19 protein-coding genes are annotated in these 23,600 nt (G+C 50.2%); 5 read left to right on the top strand and 14 right to left on the bottom strand.

All coding sequences use genetic code 11. From position 1 onward, the window contains the following. Position 1 precedes the first annotated feature (1 nt). The 8 genes from J3P34_RS19940 to J3P34_RS19905 form a co-directional block, all read right to left on the bottom strand. Positions 2–679 (bottom strand): response regulator transcription factor, encoded by a 678-nt coding sequence (locus J3P34_RS19940; protein ID WP_210464410.1) that lies wholly within the window; start codon positions 677–679, stop codon positions 2–4. A 203-nt stretch (positions 680–882) separates the two neighbouring features. Continuing rightward, positions 883–1,965: a hypothetical protein gene (locus J3P34_RS19935; RefSeq protein ID WP_210490402.1), complete on the bottom strand. Its 1,083-nt coding sequence runs from the start codon at positions 1,963–1,965 to the stop codon at positions 883–885. A gap of 2 nt (positions 1,966–1,967) precedes the next feature. Next, positions 1,968–3,596, bottom strand: a complete 1,629-nt coding sequence (locus J3P34_RS19930) for an FAD-dependent oxidoreductase (RefSeq protein WP_210490401.1) — start codon at positions 3,594–3,596, stop codon at positions 1,968–1,970. Further along, entirely contained in the window at positions 3,597–5,108 is a 1,512-nt protein-coding gene (locus tag J3P34_RS19925; RefSeq protein ID WP_210490400.1) for a polyamine aminopropyltransferase, read from the bottom strand. An 11-nt stretch (positions 5,109–5,119) separates the two neighbouring features. After that, positions 5,120–5,338, bottom strand: coding sequence for a DUF350 domain-containing protein (locus tag J3P34_RS19920; protein ID WP_240337098.1), 219 nt, complete (start codon positions 5,336–5,338; stop codon positions 5,120–5,122). A 5-nt stretch (positions 5,339–5,343) separates the two neighbouring features. Then, a complete protein-coding gene (locus tag J3P34_RS19915) occupies positions 5,344–5,517 on the bottom strand; it encodes a hypothetical protein (protein WP_210490399.1) in 174 nt (57 codons plus the stop codon). Positions 5,518–5,524: 7 nt separating this feature from the next. Then, positions 5,525–6,844 (bottom strand): DUF4178 domain-containing protein, encoded by a 1,320-nt coding sequence (locus J3P34_RS19910; protein ID WP_210490398.1) that lies wholly within the window; start codon positions 6,842–6,844, stop codon positions 5,525–5,527. Beyond that, complete coding sequence (locus J3P34_RS19905; RefSeq protein ID WP_210490397.1) at positions 6,831–7,322, bottom strand: hypothetical protein; 492 nt, start codon at positions 7,320–7,322, stop codon at positions 6,831–6,833. Before J3P34_RS19905 ends, J3P34_RS19910 begins: the two co-directional genes overlap by 14 nt. 952 nt (positions 7,323–8,274) lie before the next feature. Between J3P34_RS19905 and J3P34_RS19900 the strand changes: the two genes are divergently transcribed. Together J3P34_RS19900 and xrtN are read left to right on the top strand one after the other, a co-directional pair. Next, on the top strand, positions 8,275–10,818 hold the full coding sequence (locus J3P34_RS19900; RefSeq protein ID WP_210490396.1) for an XrtN system VIT domain-containing protein: 2,544 nt from the start codon (positions 8,275–8,277) through the stop codon (positions 10,816–10,818). Beyond that, complete coding sequence (gene xrtN, locus J3P34_RS19895; protein WP_210490395.1) at positions 10,815–12,188, top strand: exosortase N; 1,374 nt, start codon at positions 10,815–10,817, stop codon at positions 12,186–12,188. The genes J3P34_RS19900 and xrtN overlap by 4 nt, the downstream gene beginning before the upstream one ends. Positions 12,189–12,312: 124 nt before the next feature. Here the strand turns inward: xrtN and J3P34_RS19890 are convergent, their stop codons facing one another. The 3 genes from J3P34_RS19890 to J3P34_RS19880 form a co-directional block, all read right to left on the bottom strand. Further along, positions 12,313–13,539 (bottom strand): multidrug effflux MFS transporter, encoded by a 1,227-nt coding sequence (locus J3P34_RS19890; RefSeq protein WP_210490394.1) that lies wholly within the window; start codon positions 13,537–13,539, stop codon positions 12,313–12,315. Positions 13,540–14,267: 728 nt separating this feature from the next. Beyond that, complete coding sequence (glgP, locus tag J3P34_RS19885; protein WP_210464406.1) at positions 14,268–15,926, bottom strand: alpha-glucan family phosphorylase; 1,659 nt, start codon at positions 15,924–15,926, stop codon at positions 14,268–14,270. A gap of 865 nt (positions 15,927–16,791) precedes the next feature. Further along, positions 16,792–17,298 carry a cupin domain-containing protein gene (locus J3P34_RS19880; RefSeq protein ID WP_210490393.1) on the bottom strand — a complete coding sequence of 169 codons (507 nt, stop codon included), beginning with the start codon at positions 17,296–17,298 and terminating at the stop codon, positions 16,792–16,794. Positions 17,299–17,947: 649 nt separating this feature from the next. On the opposite strand from J3P34_RS19880, the gene J3P34_RS19875 reads away from it, so the two are divergent. Beyond that, positions 17,948–18,298, top strand: a complete 351-nt coding sequence (locus J3P34_RS19875) for a hypothetical protein (RefSeq protein ID WP_210490392.1) — start codon at positions 17,948–17,950, stop codon at positions 18,296–18,298. Between the two features lie 187 nt (positions 18,299–18,485). Here the strand turns inward: J3P34_RS19875 and J3P34_RS19870 are convergent, their stop codons facing one another. Together J3P34_RS19870 and J3P34_RS19865 are read right to left on the bottom strand one after the other, a co-directional pair. Continuing rightward, positions 18,486–19,622 (bottom strand): AI-2E family transporter, encoded by a 1,137-nt coding sequence (locus J3P34_RS19870; RefSeq protein ID WP_210490391.1) that lies wholly within the window; start codon positions 19,620–19,622, stop codon positions 18,486–18,488. Between the two features lie 250 nt (positions 19,623–19,872). Next, positions 19,873–21,357: a tetratricopeptide repeat protein gene (locus J3P34_RS19865; protein WP_210490390.1), complete on the bottom strand. Its 1,485-nt coding sequence runs from the start codon at positions 21,355–21,357 to the stop codon at positions 19,873–19,875. 466 nt (positions 21,358–21,823) lie between these two features. On the opposite strand from J3P34_RS19865, the gene cysM reads away from it, so the two are divergent. Both cysM and J3P34_RS19855 read left to right on the top strand, forming a co-directional pair. Beyond that, on the top strand, positions 21,824–22,702 hold the full coding sequence (gene cysM, locus J3P34_RS19860) for a cysteine synthase CysM (RefSeq protein WP_210490388.1): 879 nt from the start codon (positions 21,824–21,826) through the stop codon (positions 22,700–22,702). Positions 22,703–22,763: 61 nt separating this feature from the next. Continuing rightward, positions 22,764–23,387: a TlpA family protein disulfide reductase gene (locus J3P34_RS19855; protein WP_210490387.1), complete on the top strand. Its 624-nt coding sequence runs from the start codon at positions 22,764–22,766 to the stop codon at positions 23,385–23,387. A gap of 25 nt (positions 23,388–23,412) precedes the next feature. Here J3P34_RS19855 and J3P34_RS19850 read toward each other — a convergent pair whose 3' ends face one another. Next, positions 23,413–23,565, bottom strand: a complete 153-nt coding sequence (locus J3P34_RS19850) for a hypothetical protein (RefSeq protein WP_210490386.1) — start codon at positions 23,563–23,565, stop codon at positions 23,413–23,415. Positions 23,566–23,600: the final 35 nt, after the last annotated feature.

Raw genomic sequence — 23,600 nt, 5'->3', positions numbered from 1 at the left:
GCTATTCCATCTCCTTCATCACGTAGCCCATGCCCACCAACGTATGGATCAGTTTAGGCGAAAAGTCTTTGTCTATCTTTTTCCGCAGGAAATTAATGTAGACGTCTATCACGTTGCTGCCGGTGTCAAAGGAAGTTTCCCAGACCTGTTCAATGATGTCTACCCTGGAGACCACGCGCTCTTTGTTACGCAATAAATACTGTAATAAGGAAAACTCACGGGCGGTAAGCGAGATGGGCGTGCCGTTGCGCTGCACGGTCTTCTTCTGCACATCCAGCTCCAGATCAGCGATCTTCAGCACCTCGGTGCCCACACTTTCCTGCGAACGCCGTGTCAAAGCCCTGATGCGGGCCAACAGTTCCTGAAACTCAAAGGGTTTGACCAGGTAATCATCGGCACCGGAGTCAAGGCCCAGGATCTTGTCATCGGTAGAGCCCAGGGCGGTGAGCATGAGAATAGGCACCGTCAGGTTCTGCTGCCGGATGAGCTTACAGACCTCCACCCCGTTCATGCGCGGCAGAATCACGTCCAGGATCACCAGCGCGTACTCGTTCTCGGTGGCCAGTTTAGCGCCATAGAAACCGTCGTAGGCCTGCTCTACCTCGTACATCTGCTCCTCCAATCCCTTCTTGATGAAAGCACTTACTTTAGGTTCGTCTTCAATGAGCAGTATTTTCATGGGACAGGGTTCAGAATGCTGGACTGCAAAAATAGGGAGAATTTGACTTAGACATAGAAGTCCGGCATTTAAAGAGGAAATAGCCTTGATGGTTCTTCGGAATAAAAGTTGATTTGGGGCTATTTGCCTGAGAACGGGCTTAAAACGAACTTAGTACCGCTTGGCATAATCACACATCAAATAAAGTTTTTAAGGGCAATAAGCTAGATATGACGGGATTTGTCTTTTGACGCTTTCCAGATGAATCCATCCAGAATGTAGTGCGTCATTTGGGGAAGCGCCAGCAAGGGCACCAACACAGAAAGAATCAAATTGTCATTCACCTGCGGCAGCAGTTGAAAAGAGGAAAACACCTCCGCATGTTCGCGCCACACCAAGGCATCCCACAGACCTTCTTCCAGGTAGGCCAACACCACCACCAAGCCAATAAAGAAACCAACTCCAACCATGCCCATGGAGAATTTCTCCCGCCAGGAAGGTGCTACTGGTTGTGCTACCCGGCTTTTAGGCTGTTTTCTGGAAATCCAGACCAAAGCTAAGTACGGAATGCCGTGGGAAACCACGTTGAATGTGGTGAAGATCAAATCACCGTTGTAATGCACAATGCCAATGTACCAGGCTAGAAACGTGCCGGTGATGACCAGATGCCTGGGAAGGTTGAACCTTCCAGTTTTCCAGCAAACCCAAGCCTCTTTTAGCAGATATCCCAGTAACAGACTTATGTTCAAGTAAGCTATCCAAGGCGCCGCGACAGGAAAGGAAAGTGGCAGAAAATCATGGTCTACAAACCAGTTGAAGTTGCGGCTGCCCTCCAGGTGCCAATATAGCAAAGGTAAAATGGTAGCCGCGTACACACAGAAAGCATCAAATTGGTGCTCCTTCCTGGGCCGATGCTCCTGCCGCGAGTACAGCCGCATGAAGCCGTATTGCTGCCGCACGAAATGGTATACGGCCAGGTACGCCAACACGCGCCAGAAAATACCTTCTCCCAAAGAATACAGCAAAATGCCACCTGCCCAAGCCCCAAACGGCACCCAGAGCAGAAGCTGCCTTCTTTGTTTTAAGATTTCTTTCTCAAAATAGGTCCTGAACAACGTGCTGTACACGTGCCCTACATCAATGAGCAAAATCAAGAGTACCCATGCTGGAACGGGCAGGCTTTTCACGTGCTGCTGAAAGAACCCAGGAAACAGCATAATGGTCAGCAGACAGAGAAACGGAGGTGACAGGATAAACAACCCGTCTACCCAGGGAGAACGAAGCCACGGCTGTTTAGGGAGGTTCATGGTTAAGCGGTTAAAATCTGCTGGGCGGCCTTGATGCCCTGGTAAAAGGCCTCCTCAAAGATGGAGATGCCGCTCAGGTCAGAGTGGGCGAACACAATCTTGCCGTCCAGCGGCGCAGCGGCTTTTTGCCGGTCTTCGCCCCAGATAAAGCCTGGCGTGGGTTTGATCATGCCGTGTCCCCACACCCACACATCTACCTGCTCCACTTCCCGGCGGATGCCTGGATGCGCCTTCTCCAGTTCCTGCAACACTGTTTCAACCCAGTCTTCCCGCTTTTTAGTGTAAACCGCTTGCCTTGCGGCCGGTGAGGTATCTGGGATGGGATAGTAAAAGGTAATCACCCGTTTTTCAGGGAAGCCCTGCACGCTTTGCTGTTGCGCGTTCACGTAGCCCAGCGAGCGACTGCTGTAAATGACATTGTCCCAGCTTAGAGGCGTTCCTTTGCCGTTGGGCAATTGGTTTAAGGTAAGGTTGGTCACCACCCAAGGGGCGTAAGAGAACTTCTTTTCGGTGGGTTTTCCGGCTGTTTTTGAGATTTTAGCTAATAAACGCTCCCGTACAAACTGCGGAGCCGCCATGACGCATTTCTTTGCCACAATACGGGTGGCCTGGTTATTGGCAAGGTTGAGATAGTCCACCTGAACGTTTCCGGCCTGGAATTCCAGATTATACACCAAAGCACCGGTTCTGATGTCGGGGCCGGCTTGCTCCCGCAGCCGCTCCGCGAGCCAGTGATTTCCCTGGGGCCAGGTGAGCACCCGGTGGGCATCTGAATTGCCAGCCTGGGCTTTACGGGCGGCAAAATAGTGGATGCCCGCCCAAGCTGAGGTTTGTTCCAGCGTAGCCCCGAAATCATCTAGGCAGCAATACTCCACGTACCAGCGCAGGTATTCAGAAGTAAGTTTCTGCTGATAAAGCCACTCCTGCATGGTGACCTTGTCTAACTGCCGGTACCGCTCATCGGCGGAGGACCTGTCTAGTGGAATGTCAAACGCAAACCTACCATCCTGGCCTTTGGCCTGCTTCATTTCTTCCATCAAAGCCAGAAAACGGTCAATCTGCTGCAGATCCGGTTGGGGCACGCTCCAGTTGGGTACCAGCCCTTCCTGCCAGTAACCGTTGATGAATAGCCGTTCCTCGGGGTCAAAGCACAGGTGGTACTCGTTGTAAAGCGGCAAGCCCGCGGCATCATAGCCCGTGATCACCTGGGCTTCTTCCAGAAACTGCAACAGCTCGGTATTGGAATTATTGGGCAAAGGCAGGTAATGCGCCCCCCAAGGATACGCAGAAACGGCGTTCTCCCCGGATTGACTGTTGCCCCCGGTTCTATCCTCCAATTCCAGCAGGCAAACCTTAGCCTTGGAATGCTTGGCCAGCCAGCGGGCCGCCGATAAACCGGAAACACCACCGCCAATGACCACCACGTCCACCTCCTCGGTTTGGGTGGGCACCATATTGATCCCTGTCCTCAGCAAATGGCCCGCTTTGAAAGAAGGCCCAAACATCCTTCCGGTGATCTGCTTTTTCTCTTCTACTCCACAACCGGGCAATGAAACTCCACCTAAGGCCAAACCACCCAGGGCCAGGACACTTTGCTTCAGGAACCTTCTCCTTTCCTCCTGCTCTGCCATTTAGTTCAGATAGCTGGCCCATTCGTCCTCAAAATAGCGGACTAGGGCTTGGTTGTTCAATTTGTTGATTTCGGTCTGGCGGGCGGGCATGTCTTTGGGGAACACCTGCATCTGCTCAAAGGTAGGCTTGTCTAAGTAGCGTAACTGCGCCAGAAACTGGCCATTTACCTGAAACTTCTGCTGCGGCGAGGCCAGCACAAAACCCCAGTCGCCGAAGGAAGGCACGTGCGCGTGGTACGGCAAGGTGGTAAATCCGCAGCTGGCCAGGGTATTCACCACACACCAATAGGCGTTGGGCGCCACAAACGGCGAAGTAGCCTGAATCACGGCCGCCCCGCCCGGCGTAATAGCCTCGCGCAGCACTTTGTAAAAGGTATTGGAATACAGCTTCCCGATGGCATAGTTTGCCGGGTCAGGGAAATCGATCACCACAAAGTCAAACTGCTCCTGGTTGTTTTTCAGCCACTGAAAGGCATCGGTGTTGATGACCTGTACTTTTTTAGACAGTAATGCCTGCTGATTGAGGTTCTTCAACACTTCATGGCTGGAGAACAACTTGGTTACCGCCTGGTCCAGGTCTACCAGCACCACTTTTTCAATAGAAGGATAGCGCAGAATCTCCCGTACCGCTAAACCGTCGCCGCCGCCTAGAACCAACACTTTTCTAGGATTTTGCACCGAATTCAGGCCGGGGTGCACCAGGGCCTCGTGGTAGCGGTATTCATCTGAACTGCTGAACTGCAGGTTGCCGTTCAGAAACAGCCGGAACTCCCTGTCGTTCTTGGTGAGCACAATCTTCTGGTAAGGCGATTGCACCGAGTAAATAATCTTATCGGCGTACGAAAGACTTTCAGTGAAGGCCAGAATGCGGTCGCTGAGCACAAAGCCCGCCACTAAGGCCACGATGGAGATAGCGCAGGAAGTGCGTAGAAAATAAATCCACCGGTTTTCTTTGCTGAAATAGAAGCATAGCCACAGCGCCACCCCGGCATTTAGTAACCCGAAGAAAAAGGAGGTGCGCAACAGCCCCAGGTGCGGCACCAGCAACAGCGGAAAAATCACTGAGGCCAGCAGAGCCCCAATATAGTCAAAGGTGAAAACCTTGGAGACCAGCTCTTTGAACTCGAACCGGTCTTCCAGGATGCGCATGATCAACGGGATCTCCAGCCCCACCAGAATACCAGTCAGGGAGACCAGCATGTACAAGACAATCTGGAAGGAAGTCACCCGGTCAAACAGTAGAAACAGCAACGTAGAGCTGAAACCACCCACCAAGGCCACCAGCACCTCTACCTGGATAAACCAGGCAATCAGGTTCCGGTTGAAGTACCGGGAAAGGTAACTCCCAATGCCCATGGAAAACAGGTACACCCCAATAATGGTGGAAAACTGAGTCACCGAATCTCCCAGCAGATAACTGGCCAACGTACCCGCTACCAACTCATACACCAACCCGCATGTTGCCACTACAAACACAGAAAAAAGCAGCAACACCTGTACGTTTACTCGCATGAAAATATTTTTTACCCGTGAACGGATGCCCCTATAATAATGGCGATGGCAATGATAAAGGCCGCGAAAATGACCGCTAGGGCCATGTTCTGTTTCTCCAGAATCTCCTTCCAGAGGTTTTCAGGCGTGATTTTCTCCAACAGCCAAAAAGTGAAAAACAGAATGGCGATGCCGATGAACGAGTACAGCAGAGAGGCTGTGACCAGTTTGTAGTTGATGAGTGATTCCATAGTTTCTATTTGTGGTAAAAGGTATGTCTTCTATAACTGCCGGAGGATCTGCTGCCTCCGTTTTCTGATTCTTCTTTGTCGTCTCCCAGGAACCGGGTACCAGTAAATCCGGCGTAGGTGAAATAACCAAGTACCAACAACAGGTAGCCCAGTAAAATATGTTTCAGGTATTTACTCATGTGGTTTCTATTCAGAATAAGGAGAATAGTCGCTGTTCATCCAGCGGCTTTTTTCAAATGAATAGGACCTAATTCCCTGTACAAGGGGTAAGGCCGCAATCAAGACAAAAGCTATCCAGAAGTTGGACCAGATGGGTACGCCTTCTACCAGTCGTAAATGAAAAATTTCTGGCAGGTTGTTGCCAAACGGCATGACTTCCCGAGAGGGTTGAAGGTAAACCTGGTAGGTGCCGTGCGGAATGGCCGAAAGAATCTGATAAGTGTCGTTGCTCCCTTCGGTCCAGGATTCGCCGCCTTCGGTACCGTAGTAATACTCCACCCCTACCTCCACGAAGTACTCCCGGCCCGTTCGCACGTTCAGCATTGAGATACCAGTAGCAAACCAGGTGTTGGTGACCGGAGACTTGAGATAGACCTGCAAACTGGTAGATCCCATTCCCGAAGAACCGACCTCAATGGTGGGTCCGGGCACGGGTAAAAGCGTTCCTTTCCCGGCCTCTTCCGTGACAGAAAAGGTCTTATCCAGCAGAACCTTATTTTGCTGAAAATTGGAAAAAAACACCTGAATCAGGATCAATAACACCAGGGCTACCCCGGCTATGGTATTCAAACCCTTGGTGGAAGAGTTCCGGATGAAGGGCTCCACGGCGCCTACGTCAATCCGGTCAGGCATGGGCTCTGTAATGGAGAAGGCTTTCTGCACTTCCTCGGGCTCCAGGTGCTCCCCCAGCATCCAGGACTGCTCGTCCTTGTTCACTGAGAGCGTGAGCATATACGGCGGCGCGATATACTCAAAGTGTTGGCTGTTGTCCTGCGCAATCCGCCAGAAGAATTCTCCCCGCGCATACATCACCTGCGAGCGGTATTTATTGTACAGTTTGAACTCCTCCCCCAAGTATTGAAGGGTAGTTTGGGTTTTCTTCGCGCCGTTGGAAAAATCGCCAATGAACTGGAAGAATGTCCAGTGGCCGTCATACTCAGACAGAATGGTATATCCATGCACCGGATTGAAGAGCACATACTCCCGCCATCTGTATTTCAGGTTGTGTTCTTTGTAGACCAGAAACCCAACCACTTTATATAAAATGCCCTTGATGCGTCCTTCCTCGCCTATAGGCAGCAAGGGCTCGCGTTTCTCTTTGTCAATGGCCTGGATCTGCACCAACCCTTTTTCCTGTAGCTCAGAAAGGCGAGAGCAAGCGGCACAGGCTACGTTTTTGGCCTGGGCAAACGTATAAAGCAGAATCTGTCTTTTGCAGTTGGGGCACAACACCTCCAGCGGCAGCGCCGGAAGTTTGTCTTTCTCTTTTACCTCAAAGCCATTCATGGTGCAAGCGGGTTTCCTGTAATGAAAGATCGGTCAGCTCTACGTACTCCCCCAGATAGGCATGAGGCGTTCCGTCGGGGGCAACATGAAGAATGCCCATGTCTCCGCTGGGGCTGAATAGCTCAATGGAGGCATGGCCTTTTTCCAGAAGTCCCTGCTCCGGTACTTCCCCTTCCCAGAAAATAAACTTCACTTTGTCCAGGGTTTCTATTTCCAGGGAGGTGTTCCCGATTGGAAGGGTTTCCCCTATCAGCCGCCCCGTGACAGGTTCGAATCCCGTGTAAGTAGATTCTTTAAAGAGGCTGTAATTGCCGGCCCAATCGCCTAACCAACCTGTTTTACCATTTTGGTAGAGGATAAACCAATGGTTGCGATACCCTTCCTGAAAAAAGTACTGGATGCGACCAATCACCTCAAAAGATTCTCTCTTGAAGGTGCCTTTGGTACCCACCCGCAGAATGGTCAACTCCTCTTTCATCAATGCTGCTTTCTGAAGAGGTACATGCTCCACTTGTGCCTTCCGGACCACCGTTTGGCAGGTGGGGCAAACCTGGGCTAAAGAGAGTTCGGTTCTGAAAACAAGATTGGCACCACAAGACGGACATGAGAATGGAGTGGCCACGGGTACCATCATACAACTAGAAGAATCCAATAGAGTTTTGCCAGGGGCATTGGGCGTTTCTGGAATGTTTTTCTAAAAATAAAGCAAAAACAGTAAACCAGAAAACCTCTCTGGAGGTCGTAAGTATTTCAGAAGTACATTAGTTTTAAATTCAGGATTCAAGTTCTTTAAGCTTAAGGCCTCGATTTTTATTTCAAAAGCATTCTCTGAATAGGTCAAATATGATCATGATACAGAATAAACTGTTCATTTCTAGTCCTTTTTGAATAAGGATGGCTAATAACGCAAACAGTAGCAAGAGATAGCAGAGTAATAAATCCGAGTTATTTTGCCAAGTATTATTAACATTCTAGTGCTTTACCTTCCTCACACCAAACCAAAATTATTTCCGGAAAACTATTGCAGAACCCAATAGTACCATTAACTTTGAAATACAAAGTACTTTTAACAAACCCTTGTTATGAGCACATGAGGACTGTGGAAAAGTAATCGGGAACGTTCTGGACCATTCTTTCTCCTGCATTATATGAGGCGATTCCCTTAGGTTTTTGGGTTTGGGGCCTACCCAATCTTTACGGATCTATGAGGAATTAAAATATGACAAGGGGCAAAACAAGGTTAAGCATTATGTAAAGTTGATGGTACCGGAGTGGAGATTCCACCCTCAAATTTAAAAATCCTCCACTTCACCAACAGCAAGCTGGCTTACCTCCTACCATCCATGCTGGTAATAAAGCCCCAAAGCACCTTTACAATTGAAGTAATTCCTTTTAAGCAATAGCCAAATCTTTAAACAATATTTATATCCATGAACATTGAAACACAAAAGACTTTAGAGCAGACAATCTTTGAGTCCCCCGCTAAAAAACTGGTTCGTAGCCCCCTTCTTCTCATCGGGCTAGCTTGTATTGTGGTGTCTTTCGGCCTCTTCCTGCTACAGGAAGGACGGAGATGGTACACGGGCAATGACTCTAATGGTCTTTTTCTGTTTCACTACATGATAGCAGGTGGCTATTTGCTAACACTTATTTTTCAGAAACTTTTCCGTTTCAGAGCCCCATTACAGGTGCTGGATCATTTAATGCTGTTTCTGGTACTAGCGCTCATCAGTTGCTTCAGCTTGAACAAAGAGATGCAGATTTTCCAGCCATCGGTGGATTGGTTCACGGGTTGGTTGATTGTGACGGCAGTGGCCATGATCGGGTACTCTTTCCGGCTTTTGTTACCCAGGGTGCTTCAGTTGGTGATCATATTCTTCCTGGGTTCTGGGATGGTACTATTCAGTTATTTTGCTCTGTACCTGGTTCCCTTCAGTTGGGTGGGGTTACTGGGAGGCATTTTGCTTGGGTTAGGTCTGCACATCTTCGTACCCCTCTTCTCCGCCATCGCTCTGGCAGTGGCAGCCACCAGAATGGGAAAAGAGGATGTGGCTGTGAAGCGTACGTTTCTGGCTGGTATTTCGGTAACGCTGCTTTTCACGCTGGTGTACCTCAGCCTTTGGCAAGCCGGCCTGGAGAAAATCAACCGCATTCTGAATTCTTATCAACTCCAGGAAAACCAAAGTCTGCCCCGCTGGGTAGCCTTGAGCCAGCAGGTGCCTACCACGCCCATCTTTGAGCACATCGTGCAAACGGACTTGGTTTATCAATCGGCCAATGAATCTTTGAGCATTTTTGACTTCCCGGAGCGCCGGTTTGAAGACCACCAACTTCATGATCCGCTAGTAGTGGTGGCTACCCGCTTGTTTCCTAAGCCTCAGCTGACCACCGAGGAAAAAATCAAGATCATGGAAAGCCGGTTCAACTCCCGCCACCTGGCGCAGGAACGGTTATGGTCGGGCACGCACCTTGCTACCAGCAACATCATCACCCAGGCGCAGATTTTCCCCAAACACAGGTTCAGCTACACAGAGAAAATTTTGACCGTGCAGAATAACAGACCCAGCAGTTGGGGGCAGGAAGAAGCCATTTACACGTTTCATTTACCCGAGGGCAGCGTGGTCACTTCGCTTTCTCTGTGGATCAAGGGCCGGGAAGAGAAAGGCTACCTCACTACCCAAAGCAAAGCCGATAGCGCCTACAAGACTGTGGTGGGCGTGGAAGCCAGGGATCCATCGGTGGTACACTGGCAGGAAGGGAACACCGTAAGTGTGCGCGTATTTCCCTGCACACCGCAGGAAAGCCGCCAATTCAAAATAGGTATCACCTCGCCATTACAGATGGAGAATGGGCAACTGGTGTACGAGAACATCTTCTTTGACGGACCATCGGCGGACCGGGCGGCAGAAACTACCTTGGTACGGCTGGAAGATACAAGTACCCAACCTGAGCTTCCGAAGGACTTCAAGTCCACCATCCCCGGCCGGTTTGAACGCTACGGCGAATATGACCCCGACTGGAAGATAAACCTGCCTGCCCCAGCCCTTAACCCTCGGGCCTTTTACTATGATGGCTTCGCTTACCAGACGCAGGAGTATAAACCCCAATTGACAGGCTTCTCCCCCATCCGCGTGTACCTGGACCTCAACAAAGCCTGGATCGAGGAAGAATTCATTACTCTCTGGAATTCCCTCCGGAACGTAAAGGTGTATGCTTACCAAAACCAGATGATCAAGCTTACCCCAAAGAATCACCTGGAAGTGTTTCGGCAACTCCAGGCTCTGAACTTCTCTTTGTTTCCCCTGCATATGGTTAAAGACCCTGAGCAAGCTCTCCTCATTAGCAAAAGCACTGACCATTCGCCCAACCTGAGTGATTTGAAGGAAAGCTCCTTTGCCGATGATTTCAAGAAAACAGCCCTAAAACAACAGCCTCTTAGGTTTTTCCAATTAGGCCAGGAAACCACTCCTTATCTCAAGACCCTAAAAGAACTGCGTCTTTTACAACCAGCCCAGGGCACCCTGGAAGAACTAGTGCAACTGCTCCGGGCAAAGCAATTTGTGGCACAAGACGAGAACCCCAATACCGTAGTGCTACCCTATGCCAAGGTGAAACTGACCAAGACGGCTTCCACAGACTCCAGCCAGGCAGGTCCTGACCATTTACTGCGCCTATTTGCCTACAACCACCTGCTGCAACAAATAGGTCCTAACTATTTCCGGAAAGACTACCTGGAGCAGCACCTGATTGAGGAAGCAGCCCAGGCCAATGTGGTGAGCCCGCTGTCCAGCCTGGTGGTGCTGGAGACGCAGGAGGATTACGAGCGGTTTGGCATTGAGGAGAGCAAGAACAGCCTGGGCAATGCCAGCGTGAAATCCTCCGGCGCCGTACCCGAGCCCCATGAGTGGGCACTGATCATCCTGGTGATAGTGATTGTAGTGTTTTCCATCTTCAAACCTCGGTTATTCGCATGAGAGCACTTCATTTCAGGTCTATTTTTGTGGATCCGGGGCAAAAACGGATTTTCCTATTGCTTCTGGGGATCGGGTACCTGATCATCGCCTTTGTATTTCTGCGCAAGTACCTGCTCTGGAACCCTCAGTGGCTTTTGGGGCTGGCGTTGCTCCCGCTTGTAGCCATGCCCGTACAAAAGAAAATCTCTCCGGTATTGTTGGTTTGTTTGGGACTCACCTTAGGTCTGGCCGCCTTCTCCCAAGTCGTAACCATCTTCTTTCTGGGCTATCTGCTGGCCCTCTGGTGTACGGGGCAGCACTTGTTGGGCAGGTCGGGGTTTTATGCTCTGCTTATGCTGCTGGTGGCCTCGCCCATTTTCCAGTACGTAGCCGATGTGTGGAGTTTTCCCCTGCGCCTTCAGTTAACCCAGGCTGCTGCATCCATCCTCAGTTCTTATGGAGCCTCCGCAGAAGCAGCCGGGAACACCCTTCTATTGAATGGCGAAGAGTTCTCCGTTGACCCCGCTTGTGACGGGTTGAGCATGCTATCCTTCTCCTACATGATGGGCGTGTACTTGCTGGCTTACCTGCACCGAACCACCCAGAAACCATGGCCTTATTGGCTGGCCGGTGCTCTGCTCTTGGTCTTATTGGGCTTGAACCTGGGCGGAAACCTCACCAGGATTCTGGTTCTGGTGCTGCTGCGCATTGGACCGGAGGAGATGATGCACGGGGCGGTAGGTTTGGTTTGCCTTGTCTTGTACACGCTGCTCCCCTTCTTCCTCCTGGCAAGATTCATCAACCGCAAAATGCTGGTCCAGACGGATGTTGCCCCAGATGAAAAGGAGCAGGAAATCTCCCCAAACAAACTTCTTTGGCACGGCGCCTTACTTTGTTGTCTGGCAGGGATTGGGGTTATGGTACAGAACCAGAGTAACGCCATCTCCACGCCCGCTAAAGAGGAAATCATGGGCTTCAAGCTAGAAGTTTTACCCACTGGTGTTTTTCAATACACGAACCAACAGGCGCTTATTTATATGAAACCTATCAAGGCTTTCTACTCAACGGAGCATCACCCATTGATTTGCTGGGAGGGCAGTGGATACTTGTTTAGGCAGGTGGCGCAGCGGGAAGTGGCCGGCCAACAGGTTTTCACCGGGATCTTAACCAAAGGGAAAGACCGTCTTTACACCGCGTGGTGGATGGACAATGGCTTCCATCAGACCATTACCCAAACTGATTGGCGCTGGCGCATGGCGAAGAGAGAGCCCAGTTTCAAGTTGGTAAACGTCACAACTAATTCTGAGGCAGAATTAATAACTCAGGTAAAGCAGCTACTGAAAAAGTCCGGACCTCAGAACGCCATGCTTCCCCGAAGAAGTCATGACTAAGACATATCCCGTTATTCGATGACATCCCACCTCCACTAGTTCTCCCTTACCATGTAAAAGGCCCTGTTTCCTTGCTAATTTTTAGAAATTAGCAAGGAAACAGGGCCTTTGGTATGTATTAGCTTTACAGCTCAGGAACCGCACCGGCCAATTCGGCTTTCCGGTATTCCTTTGCGCTTTGCTGGCCCAAAAAGTAAATCAGGATGCCCAAAACCGTGCAGGAAGTCATAACTGTCACCATGGGCAAGGCCGTGCCGTTATGCAGCAAACTCACCGCTCCGGAAACCAAGGCCCCGATGCCCATCCTGAAGCTTCCGCCTAACGCCGAGGCGCTACCTGCGAATCGGGAGAATGGTGCCAGAGACAAAGCCGAGGCATTGGGTGCGGTAAGCCCCTGCCCCAGTAAAAAGAGAAACAACACAATGATGAGGGCCAGTTTGTCATACCAGCCCGCATATACGCCTACCGCCATCAGGGTGCCCACCACGGTTTGGTACAGAAGACCCATTCTAATGATCTGCTCGCTTCTGAGTTTCCGCAACAGGATGTGGTTGAACTGCGGCGACCCAATCATGGCCACCGACAGGATGGCGAATATCCAGCCGTACTCCTGCTCACTTACCTTATAGATGTTCATGAACACATCAGGGGAGCCGGAGATGTATGCGAAGGGAGCAGCCGAGGCAATGCCGCCCACCAGCGTATATACCAGGAACTGGGGATTCCGCAGCACAGTGAGGAAATTACCTAGCACCGCCCGGGGCTTTAGGGACATGGAAGAATCTGGCTGCTTCCCCTCGGGTAAGGCAAAGAAAATACCGGTCAGAATCAACAAGGTAATGCCGCCCAAAGCCAGGAACACCGAGTGCCACCCAAATGCCGCCGTCATGTAACCCCCCACGGTGGGCGCGATCATGGGCGACACAGCAATCACCAGAATGAGCCAGGAGAAAACCTTGGCCGTCTCGGTAACCGGGAACAGATCCCTTACCAAAGCTTGCGCCGCCACCATGCCCGCGCATCCGCCAACGGCCTGCAGGAAACGCATGGCAATGAGCATATCGGGCGAAGTGGAAATAGCACACCCAATGGAGGCCAGTATGTACACGCCCAACCCCACGTACAAGGGATACTTCCGCCCGAAACGGTCCAGAAGCGGTCCGTACAGCAACTGCCCCGCGGAGATCCCAATCAAATAGGCCGTAAGGGAAAGTTGAACGGTAGAGATGGTGGTTTGAAGATCCTCGGCAATTGCCGGAAAGCCCGGCAGGTACATGTCAATGGAAAAGGGACTGATGGTGGAGAGGGAACCCAGAATCAGGATTATAAGGAAATATTGTTTACGCGTCATAACTGTAAGCCAAAGAAGGCAAAGGTACGGCTTATCCAGGCCAATCACCCAGAAAACCCCATTGTACCAAGTACCATCTGTGAAACCAGCTTTTACTTACGGGTATCATCCACAATAGGCCCAATGTTTTGAGGGTGTTTTAGAAAAATCAAGGTAAAAATAGAATGATGGCGCCTACAGGAAAAAACACCTTTCTTTGCCATTATTGCAGGAAATCTCTGCTATGATAAAAATAAGGTAGAAACCAGTGAGTGGCAGAAAGAGGACATAAATGTGGATTGAGGCTAACGCCTCTCGGCGGTTGCAAACTGCCGACCATAGTAGGTCCAAGTCGTAGACTTGAACCATGTCATAGTATTTAGAAGACCTCACAGGTTTAGGAAAACATGTGGGGTCTGAGGCGTTCCTTGCCGGCGCATTTCCTTTTCCAGACTTTCGGTTGAGCGCCTTGCCAGGTTCCGGTGCCGTGAGGCATTGCGACTAAAAGGAGCAAAGGAAGCTGGCGCAGCGCGAGGCCGGAAGGCGGGGCCTCGCGGCCGTGAGCGCACGGAGCTTAGCTATGCAACAATAAAGTGATTGAACCCACGCAATCAGCGGCCCCACGCAAGAGAAAGCGGACTACGCATGCCCATAACACCCCCACATTTTACCTACAAAATAAAAAAGGATGTCCAAAAAGGCTTTCACCTTTTCAAACACCCTTGTAAAAGAAACGCTAAAACTAAACCTTATTTCCCGTCCTGATAAAGCAAATGATAATACTCATCCGCCATCCTTTCTGACCCAAAATACGCCGTTACATCCCGCATGCTTTGCTTCATGATGCTCACCCATTTTTTGCGGTCAACATAATAAGCCGGGATTACCTCTGTCTCCAGAATGTGCATCATGTTGTTGTAATCTATCTGGTCCTGCTCAAAGTCTGGCAAGGAGGTGTCCACTATTGGGAACAGGTAGCTGTTCTCGCCATGCTTCCCGAACTCAGGAATCCAGCCGTCCTGCACTGAGAAGTTGATGGCGCCGTTCATGGCGGCGGTCATGCCGCTGGTACCAGATGCTTCCCTTGGACGTCTTGGGGTGTTCAACCAGACGTCTGCGCCTTGTTTCAGTTTGGCGGATAGATCCAACTCGTAGCCGGTTAAAACGGCCACGTTCTTTTTCTGGTGAGAGACCTCAATAAGTTTATTAAAGATACTGATGGCGCCGTAGTCAAAAGGATAAGGCTTTCCGGCCCAGATCACCTGCACGGGCTGCCCCTCGCGGTTGATGAGCTCAAAGAAGCGGTGCAGGTCATAGAGCAGCAGATCGGCGCGTTTATAGGCGGCAAACCGGCGGGCCCAGACAATAGTAAGCACATCGTTCTTGAAGAGCTTCCCGGTCTGGTCGGCCACTACGTCAAAGAGCGGCTTCTTCATCTCGCACTTCAACTGCACCAACCGCTCATCATCATTGGCCTCCAAGGCCTGTCGCAAGGAAGTGTTCTGCCAGTAATTGATGTTCTGGGCATTGGTGATGGATCTGATCTCGCTTACGCCCTCGTTGCCGTACCACATCTCGCGGGAGACATCGCCGTGCAGTTTAGAAACCCCATTGGCTATTTTGGCCAGCCGCAGCGCCGTGAGCGTGTAGTTGAGGCTGGGACCAAAGGTGCCGGAAATACGCCGGGCCTCCTCCACGGGCAACGGCCCGAAGAAAGACATCTTGGCCAGCAGATCCACGTCATTCTCCTCGTTTCCGGCTTTCTCTGGAGTGTGCGTGGTGAAGACCATGCGTTTTTTCACCTCATGGATATCGCGGTACTTGTCAAACAGGTGGAAGACCAAAGGCAGGGCGTGGGCTTCGTTCATGTGGTAGATGGCTGCCCCGCCCAGGGTTTCCACTACTTTGGCCCCGCCAATCCCCAGAATAATGCTCTGCGCGATGCGCGTGGGTAGCTCAGGGTCGTAGAGCCGGTGCGTAATGGTGCGGCTCAGGAAATCGTTTTCGGGGATATCGGTGGTGAGGAAATACATGGGCACCGTCCCTAAAACCTCGGCGGGCAGTACCAGCGCTTTGACCCAAACCGGATTGTTATGGATGGTTACCTGCACCATGATGCCTGTATCTTCCAGGAACGCATAATACTTCTTCTGGAACTGAACCCCCATCATCTGGTCATCGGTGCGCACCTGGTCATAGTACCCGTACCGCCAGAGAATGCCAATGCCAATCATGTTCTGCCGCAGTTCATAGGCGCTACGCATGTGCGAGCCGGCCAGATACCCCAGACCACCCGAGTAGATTTTCAGGGCCTGATGGATTGCAAACTCCATACTGAAGTAAGCCACTCGCTCACTGTACTTCTCATTAATGGTATACGGATGATACCACTTGTTATAATTTGCCATATGATGTGGGCCGACGATGGGTAAAACAATTCTGAACGCTTGAATTTGCCTTAAGTAACTCCTGTACCATATTCTGAACCTGTACAAGAGCTCCGCAAGGAAAATGCGTATTAATACTAGCTATAATCTTATTCAGAAACAAATACTTCAATATTTCTTTACCCACAGTTTGGGAGAAACCCTTTAATTACATCCATAACCTATACTTATTACCTTCTGCAGGGAAGTAGACCAGGATAACCGCCATGCGGCTCATTCAGCTTTTTGGCCTTAAAAGAGCCATTTTAGAAGGTTTTTCCTAAATCGGTTCTTACACACAGACGCGGTACTCACTGCCGCGGTTTCCCAGTCCAATCAAGATGATGGGCAACTTTGGGCCAAATAACACTTTTCATTTTACCGGGAAGATGAATAGAGCAAACTCGGGCTAATACCGCAGAATGCCTATTCCCTACAAGGCTGATCTCCAATATGTAAGCGATGATTGACTTACTTGCCTTTGGCAAAAAATGGCCTTAAAACGCAGTATATGCACTTAAGGCCAAACCGGCACTGTTCAGCATCATCGCAGATTACCTTGCCCACTTAGAAACAAAGAAACAACGGAGGTTCTGCTGTGCGTGAACTCACTATTGACCTAGACAGGTAGCACCAGTAAAACAAACCGTAGCTCCTACCCTTTAAAAAAAGAGCACCTCCGTTCTGGGGCTGATTTCATGAAATCGGCCCCAGAACGGAGGCGTTAAAATATTTGGTCAAGGACTTGCCACTAGAACCAGGGAAGAAAGAAATATCAGCAAGGATAAAGCTTGCCAATGGCTCTGTTTAATCGTCAAATAACTTCTGACAATAAATATGGATCAGCCTATCGGCCGAAATCGTCCTGCACGCGAACGATATCGTCTTCGTTGGACGGGTTGGTGGCATCGGTGTGCTGCCAGATCTCCGCCAGAACACCCCACTCGTCTAAGCCCACTAGGCGGTGACGCTCAGATTGTTTTAGAGTGATAAGCGCTCCGGGCTCCAGGCGCTGCAGCTGGCCTTCTTCATCGGTGGGGCTGGTAACCACGCCTACTTTTCCTTTTACCACTTTCCAGATCTCGGCCCGGCGGTGGTGGTACTGCCAGGAAAGCCGCTTCTCAGGGGCCACTACCAGAATCTTGGGGCTAAGTTTACCCGATATCCGAAGGTCATCAACGGAGATCCCATCAAAGTAAGTATCGGCAAACTCCTGGGCCTGGTTTTCATCAATCACGAAGAAGCCGCCCCAGGGTCTGGTTTGGTCCTGACTGGCCACGGTAAATCCCTTGGAAGTCAGTTCTTGTTCTATCTCTTGAAATAGGGCTTGTTTCTGGTCTTCAGTAGCAGACATAGTGCATTGGGGTATAGATGTACAGCGGCTAATTTAATAGCGCATTATTAATTAACCACATTATTTTTTTCGAAGATGGGCTACCTGGGCCTTCTACTGCTTTAGGGCTGCTTTCAAAAAACCGGTCCCTAAACAAAAAACGTATCTAGGTCGTCATTATTGGTTTATTGACAAGTGTGAAAGGGCAGATTCATAAAATGGTAAAATCTTTTGCCATTTATCGGCAATAAGTATAAAAAAACAACATAGCACAGTCAAGGCCACACCATAGGTATTTTCCCATTTTTAAAACCTGATATTATATCCCAATCGCTCTTACCACACTTGGTAAATTCTACCTTTGCCAAACTTTAAAATCAAGGCCTGCAAGAATAAGTCTTTCACACCGGCCATGAACAATGACGTCTAAAAAACACTTATTTCAGAGCAAAAACCAATACTTACAGATAAGGACGCCTTGGTTTTGCATGATAATTAGCTTCTGATTTTCAGAAGAAGAAGAAAGAAGCCTCCAATGATTTTAGCAGTGACTTGCAGGGCAATATCTACCTAATAGATGCTACTACATTGTTTGAATAATGAAATTTTTATCACAATTCAATCAAGTATCTTTGTAAGAGAAAATTAAAAGTAATGGAGAGGAAAATCCATGGGAAATTTCTACAACTCACCCTCAGCAGGAACTCCTGAATACTTAGACGCCAGAATAGCTGGGAAACTGCTATACTTGCTTCAATCCGAAGCTTATGAACGCGGCGAAGCCATAGAAGAAGTTCTATTGGTGGCTACATCCTACAGAGAAATCCTGCGCGAAAACGCTATCCCAGAAGATGCTGAACATACCGATGGTGTGACATGGCATCTTGATTCGCTCATTCTGGAGGCGGAGAACATGCAGAATAGCCCTAAGAATGATCTTTTTCTGTATTTGAGGGCTTTTCATTCCTTTAAGGAAAAGATGAAGGATATGTTCCCTTTCCTTAATATCTCCGCTGCTTAAATTTTAAGATCTGCTCTCAAGAGCCCTTTTGTAATCACGATGGGAAAGGCGTTTATGCCTTTACACCAACTCCCCTGCTGAGCATTTAGTTATTGATTAGAATAACAACCCGGGAAACATTTCCAACCGCGGCAAACCCGGGATCATTGAACTGAGGTACTGGTCCAACCATCCATTCGGTTCCCGCCTACCCTTTCTCGTTCCGGTCCTCGGCATCTACATATTTCTCCATCCTATCCGGCACATCAGGCACTCTGGTGTTAGGCGACAGCTGACCCGGGTAACTGTCTGGGATCTGGTCCCCGAGTATTCTGCCCCAGGGTTTCAGGTCCTCAATCCGGTCAAAGATGATTTTAAGTACCGCCACCAATGGAATGGACAGGAACATGCCAGATACGCCCCACAAGGCGCCTCCCAGCAAAACGGCCAGCACCGAGATCAGGGCGTTGATCTTCACCTTGGAGGAGACAATGCGGGGCACCAGCACATTGTTATCTATAAACTGAATCAGGAGGTAAGCCCCGATGATAAACAACTGAGTTGAGTAGCCGTCCTGGGTCACCGTTGCCATCAAAACCGGCAGCGTAATCGCGATCAGTCCGCCCACGTAAGGAATCATATTCAGGATAGCCCCAATAACACCCAGCAGTATTGCGTACGGCACCCCTAAGATCAGGAGCGCCACGGAGTTCAGAACCGCCACAATGGAGGCTTCTATGAGCAGGCCCACAATGTAGCTCTGAATAGCCGCTTTGGTCTCGTGCAGAATCTCCGCCACAGAATGGGTATTCTTCGTGGAAAACACCTCAAAAAGGAAATTCAGGATGAGGGGTTTATACAGGAGAAAAAGAAAGATGTAGACCGGAATGAGGAAAAGCAAACTGAAGACGCCCAGCACACTGCTCACCGTTTGGCCCACCAGGGCTTTCCCGCTGCTGGCGGTGTCTTTCAGGAATTGGGTTTGCTTCTGGATACTGATCCCAAATTTGGTTTGCAGTAGGTTCTGCAGGTCTGTAAGGATCTGGGTAAACTTCAGCTTAAGGGCAGGCATCATCTCGCCAAACTGGATGATCTGGGCGGAAAGAAAATACAGGATAATGCCCAAAATGATAACCGCAATGAGCAGCGTAAGCAGAATGGAGAGAACCGTAGGTACCTTCAGGCGCATAATGCGGCTGTTCAGAGGGTTGAGCAGAATAGCCAATAAAAGCGAAAAGGCAATAGGTACCAGAATATCAGCCAAAATATGCATCACGTACACCAGCAGAATGATACCTAATAATACCAGTGTACTTTTCTTGTAAAACGGTTCTGAAGCAGTCATAGCAAGGTTTACTTGAAAGATGCGAGAATGTTTCCCAGGCAATACCCGGTCCTATTTAGAAGGATTGGCATTTACCTTCTAAGTGCCAAGCAACAGAACCATTGCATTAGGTCAGGAATTCAAAAGGCAGTACTTGACAACTCCATATTTTTCATTCACGGTTCTTATGAAGTAATACGAAGGCAGCCCACTTCTACCTAATTGAAAGTGGGCTGCCTTTGCACGTTTGTACCTATCAATCAAACCCGGCTTACTTATTAGACGCCAGCTTGGATTTGGCCATAGAGGCTTTCACCAGGGCGAACTCGGGGCCGGGCTCGTTTAGAGTATTGAGTTTTTTCTCTAGTTGGGCAGATTTCTCGCTGTTACCTGATTTGGCTTCGGCCAGTGATTGGTAATACAGCACCCGGGGATTGTTTTGGTCAGCTTCTGCCAGGTGGGTTAGGGCTTCTTTCATATTGCCCTGCTGGTAGGCAATGATACCCATGAGTTTGTGGTAATTCTGCATTTGACCAACATTGGCGGAGGCATCCACCTTCGCTTTAAGTTCTGCGGCTTTGGCATTGGCTTGGGCGAAATCCTTGGCTTTGGCTGCGATCAAGGCTTCCACAAACAGCTGATGGTGCTGGAGGTTGGCTTTTTGGTAAGGAGCTAGCTCAGGACTGTTCTGGGCAGCATTAAGATGAGCAAGGGAGGTTTTCGCTTTGGCCAGGTCATTCATCTGGATGTAGATCTCGGCTTGCTCCAGACTAGCCCAAGCCAGGTAGTTGTAGTTCTTGTGCTGCTGTAGCAGTCTTATGCCCCTATCAGAGGTTTGCAAAGCTTCTTTGTAGCGGCCTTCAAAGAGGTAAGACTCGGCCAGGGCCATGATGTTGTCCACTTTGTCGGTGTAGGTAGGTGCTTTGCTTTCTGCGTACTGGTAGGCTTTGCGGCTTTCGTCCAGTTGGCCCATCAATAGGTAATTGTGCCCTACTTTGGTGAGGGAGACGTTGAACTCGGGGTCCATGGCTGCGGCTTTCTTATAGTTCTGGATGGCTTCCTGTTGTTTTCCCCGTTTGGTCAGCAAATCGCCCATGGAGTCATAGGGGTTCGCCTCCCTGGGTGCCGCCTTAATATAGTTTCTGAACGCCTCCTCGGCCTTGGCATAATCCTCTTTGCTGGTATAGGCGTACCCCAATAGGTTGTAAGCGGCCCCAAAATTAGGGTCCAGCGCCACCGCTTTGGAGAAGTGCGTGATGGCTTTGTCCGCATCATTACGGCCCATGGCGAATTGCCCGTTCATCAGGTGCACGTACTTGTCATTGGGAAAGCGCTGCGCGAGTTTATCCAGGTTGCTCATCGCCTCCTCCGGCCTGTTCTCCACGTTGGCCTGCATCACGGAGATCATCAGCTGCTCGCCTTCCGATACGTTTTCCCTCAGGGCCAGGGCTTTGTTGTAGTGCTCCCTGAAACTTTGCCGGTCTGGTCCAGCGGCCTGGGCCCTCAGCATATGTGCCAGGGCGAAATCGGGGTCCAGTTGCAGGGCTTTGTCCAGGGCCTGGGCCGCTTTGTAGATCTGAATGTTGCCCATGTGGACGCGGGCCTGGTTGAAATACTGCCGGGCCTCAGCAGATTTGGTGGTGATGGGGATGGGGGCTTCCATTTCCTGCCGGGCCCATGTAGGCAAAGTATTGAGCAAAAGCAGGCCCAACACCAGACAGGAAAGGAGAAAATGGTAATGTGATGGTTTTCCCATGATTTTCAAGAATTGAAAGAGAAAGGATACAGATGACACGGCGTATGCGTGTAGCCTATCAGGGCGGACATTTACGGCTTAACCAGCCATAACTTGGGAGCAGGAAGGTATGGATTGGACATACCAACGCCAGAGAGGTTCAATTCTTACTTAAATTTAACTATTTCGTCTTTACCACCTGAGTAAAATATTGATTTTCTTAAACTTAGGACAGTATCTTTATCTTTATAGGAAATCATTGACCTTTAAAAATAATACAAATTTAATCCCTTAGGTAAAGAAAGAAGGGTAAAGCTCCCTTCTATTCGGTTCCTTGTTTTCCCACTGTTTCTCTAAAACCAGCCGCTAAACAGGCGTAATTTCCAGATCCCTCCTAACTTTGAGGCAAACTCAGCGGCATCATTAGCACCATGGTCTTGATCCATGGACGCTGGTGCAACGTACGCCTTACCCAACCTGAGAACCTATGACCCTATTTGACCTGATTGGCAACACCCCTTTGGTGGAGCTTCAACATATTTCTCCTTCCCAGAACGTGCGGATTTTCGCCAAGCTGGAAGGCCAGAACCCGGCGGGCAGCGTAAAAGACCGCCCGGCTTATAACATGATCAAAAGTGCCTTGGACCGGGGAGACATAAAACCCGGCGACAAACTAGTAGAAGCCACCAGCGGGAACACGGGCATCGCGCTGGCCATGATCGCGCAGGCGCTGGGGCTCAGGATCTCCTTGATCATGCCAGACAACTCCACCGCTGAGCGGGTAAAAAGCATGGAAGCCTACGGGGCCGAGGTGATTCTGACCCCTTCTGCCAAAACCATTGAATATTCCCGCGAGCTGGCCGAGGATATGGCGGCAAACCAGGGCTATTACCTCCTGAACCAGTTCTCTAACCCAGACAACTTCCTGGCGCACTACAAAACCACCGGCCCCGAGATCTGGCGAGACACCCAGGGACAGATAACCCATTTCGTGTCGGCGATGGGCACCACGGGCACCATCATGGGCGTCTCCAGGTACCTGAAGGAACAGAATCCTAGTATCCAGATTGTGGGCACCCAGCCCGGCCCCAACTCCAACATCCCAGGCATCCGGCGTTGGTCGCCGGAGTTTTTGCCCCAGATTTATGAACCGGCGCGGGTAGACCGCATCCTGGACATCAGTGAACAGGAAGCTACGCTGATGACCAGAAGGCTGGCCAAAGAGGAAGGGATTCTGGCCGGCATGAGCAGCGGCGGCGCGCTGCAAGCCAGCATCAGGGTAGCCCAGGAACTGGAGGAAGGCGTGATTGTCTTTATTGTCTGCGACCGGGGAGACCGCTACCTCAGCACCGACCTATTTGAGTAAAACCTTGCCAACTCTTTTAAGGAGTGGTGTAAGAAAAAGGGAAAGAGGCTACTAAATACATATGAACAAGCAAGGACTTTCATTCCGCAATATCCCGGGCTGGGCTATTGTTCTGGCCATCTTCGGGATTTTGTACCTGACGGGGCTCCACACCGAGGCCATTGGTCAATTACAGCGGCTCTTGCTGGCCACCGGACTCAAAAAGGCGGATGTTCCCGAGGGCACCACCCCAGATAGAATGGCCGGGACTGACCTCTCCCCTACAAGCCAGATGGCAGGAGCCGGTTTCCAGTTGACCACCCTGGACGGCAAGGTTGTTTCCTTTGAGAGTTTGAAAGGTAAGGTAGTGTTTCTGAACATCTGGGCCACCTGGTGCCCACCCTGCGTGGCAGAAATGCCCAGCATCCAAAGTTTATACGAGAAAGTAGGCTCAGATAAAATTGCCTTTGTGATGCTATCCGTGGACCAGGCAGGATTGCCGAAGGTGCAGAAACACATCCAAAAGAAAGGCTATACTTTCCCGGTGTTCCTTCCGGCCAGTCCCTTACCCCAGGAATTTGACAGCCCCTCCATCCCCTCCACGTTTATCCTTTCACCAGAAGGCAAAATCGTGTCCAAACAGATAGGGATGGCGGAGTATGACACGCAGGAGATGCGGGATTTTCTGGTAAAACTTGCCAAATAAAGGGTAATATGGTCCTCTTTAACTCTTAAGAAACGAAACTCAGGTTCCTCAGAAAGGGCATGATGTTCTCGTTGGTGATGAGGAAGACGGTTTCATTTCCGCCGCCTTTCACCTGGGCTTCCAGCGACAAGGCTGAGAATAGCCGGGCTGTATCTACTTCCTCCTCTATCATCTCCACCCTACTCAATCCCGTTTCCGGTTGTTCTGGTTTTA

This window comes from Rufibacter aurantiacus, assembly GCF_017916345.1.
In the GTDB taxonomy this organism is placed as follows: Bacteria; Bacteroidota; Bacteroidia; order Cytophagales; family Hymenobacteraceae; genus Nibribacter; species Nibribacter roseolus.
The sequence above is the reverse complement of the archived record's forward strand: the minus strand, read 5'-3'. Positions and strand labels throughout refer to the sequence as shown.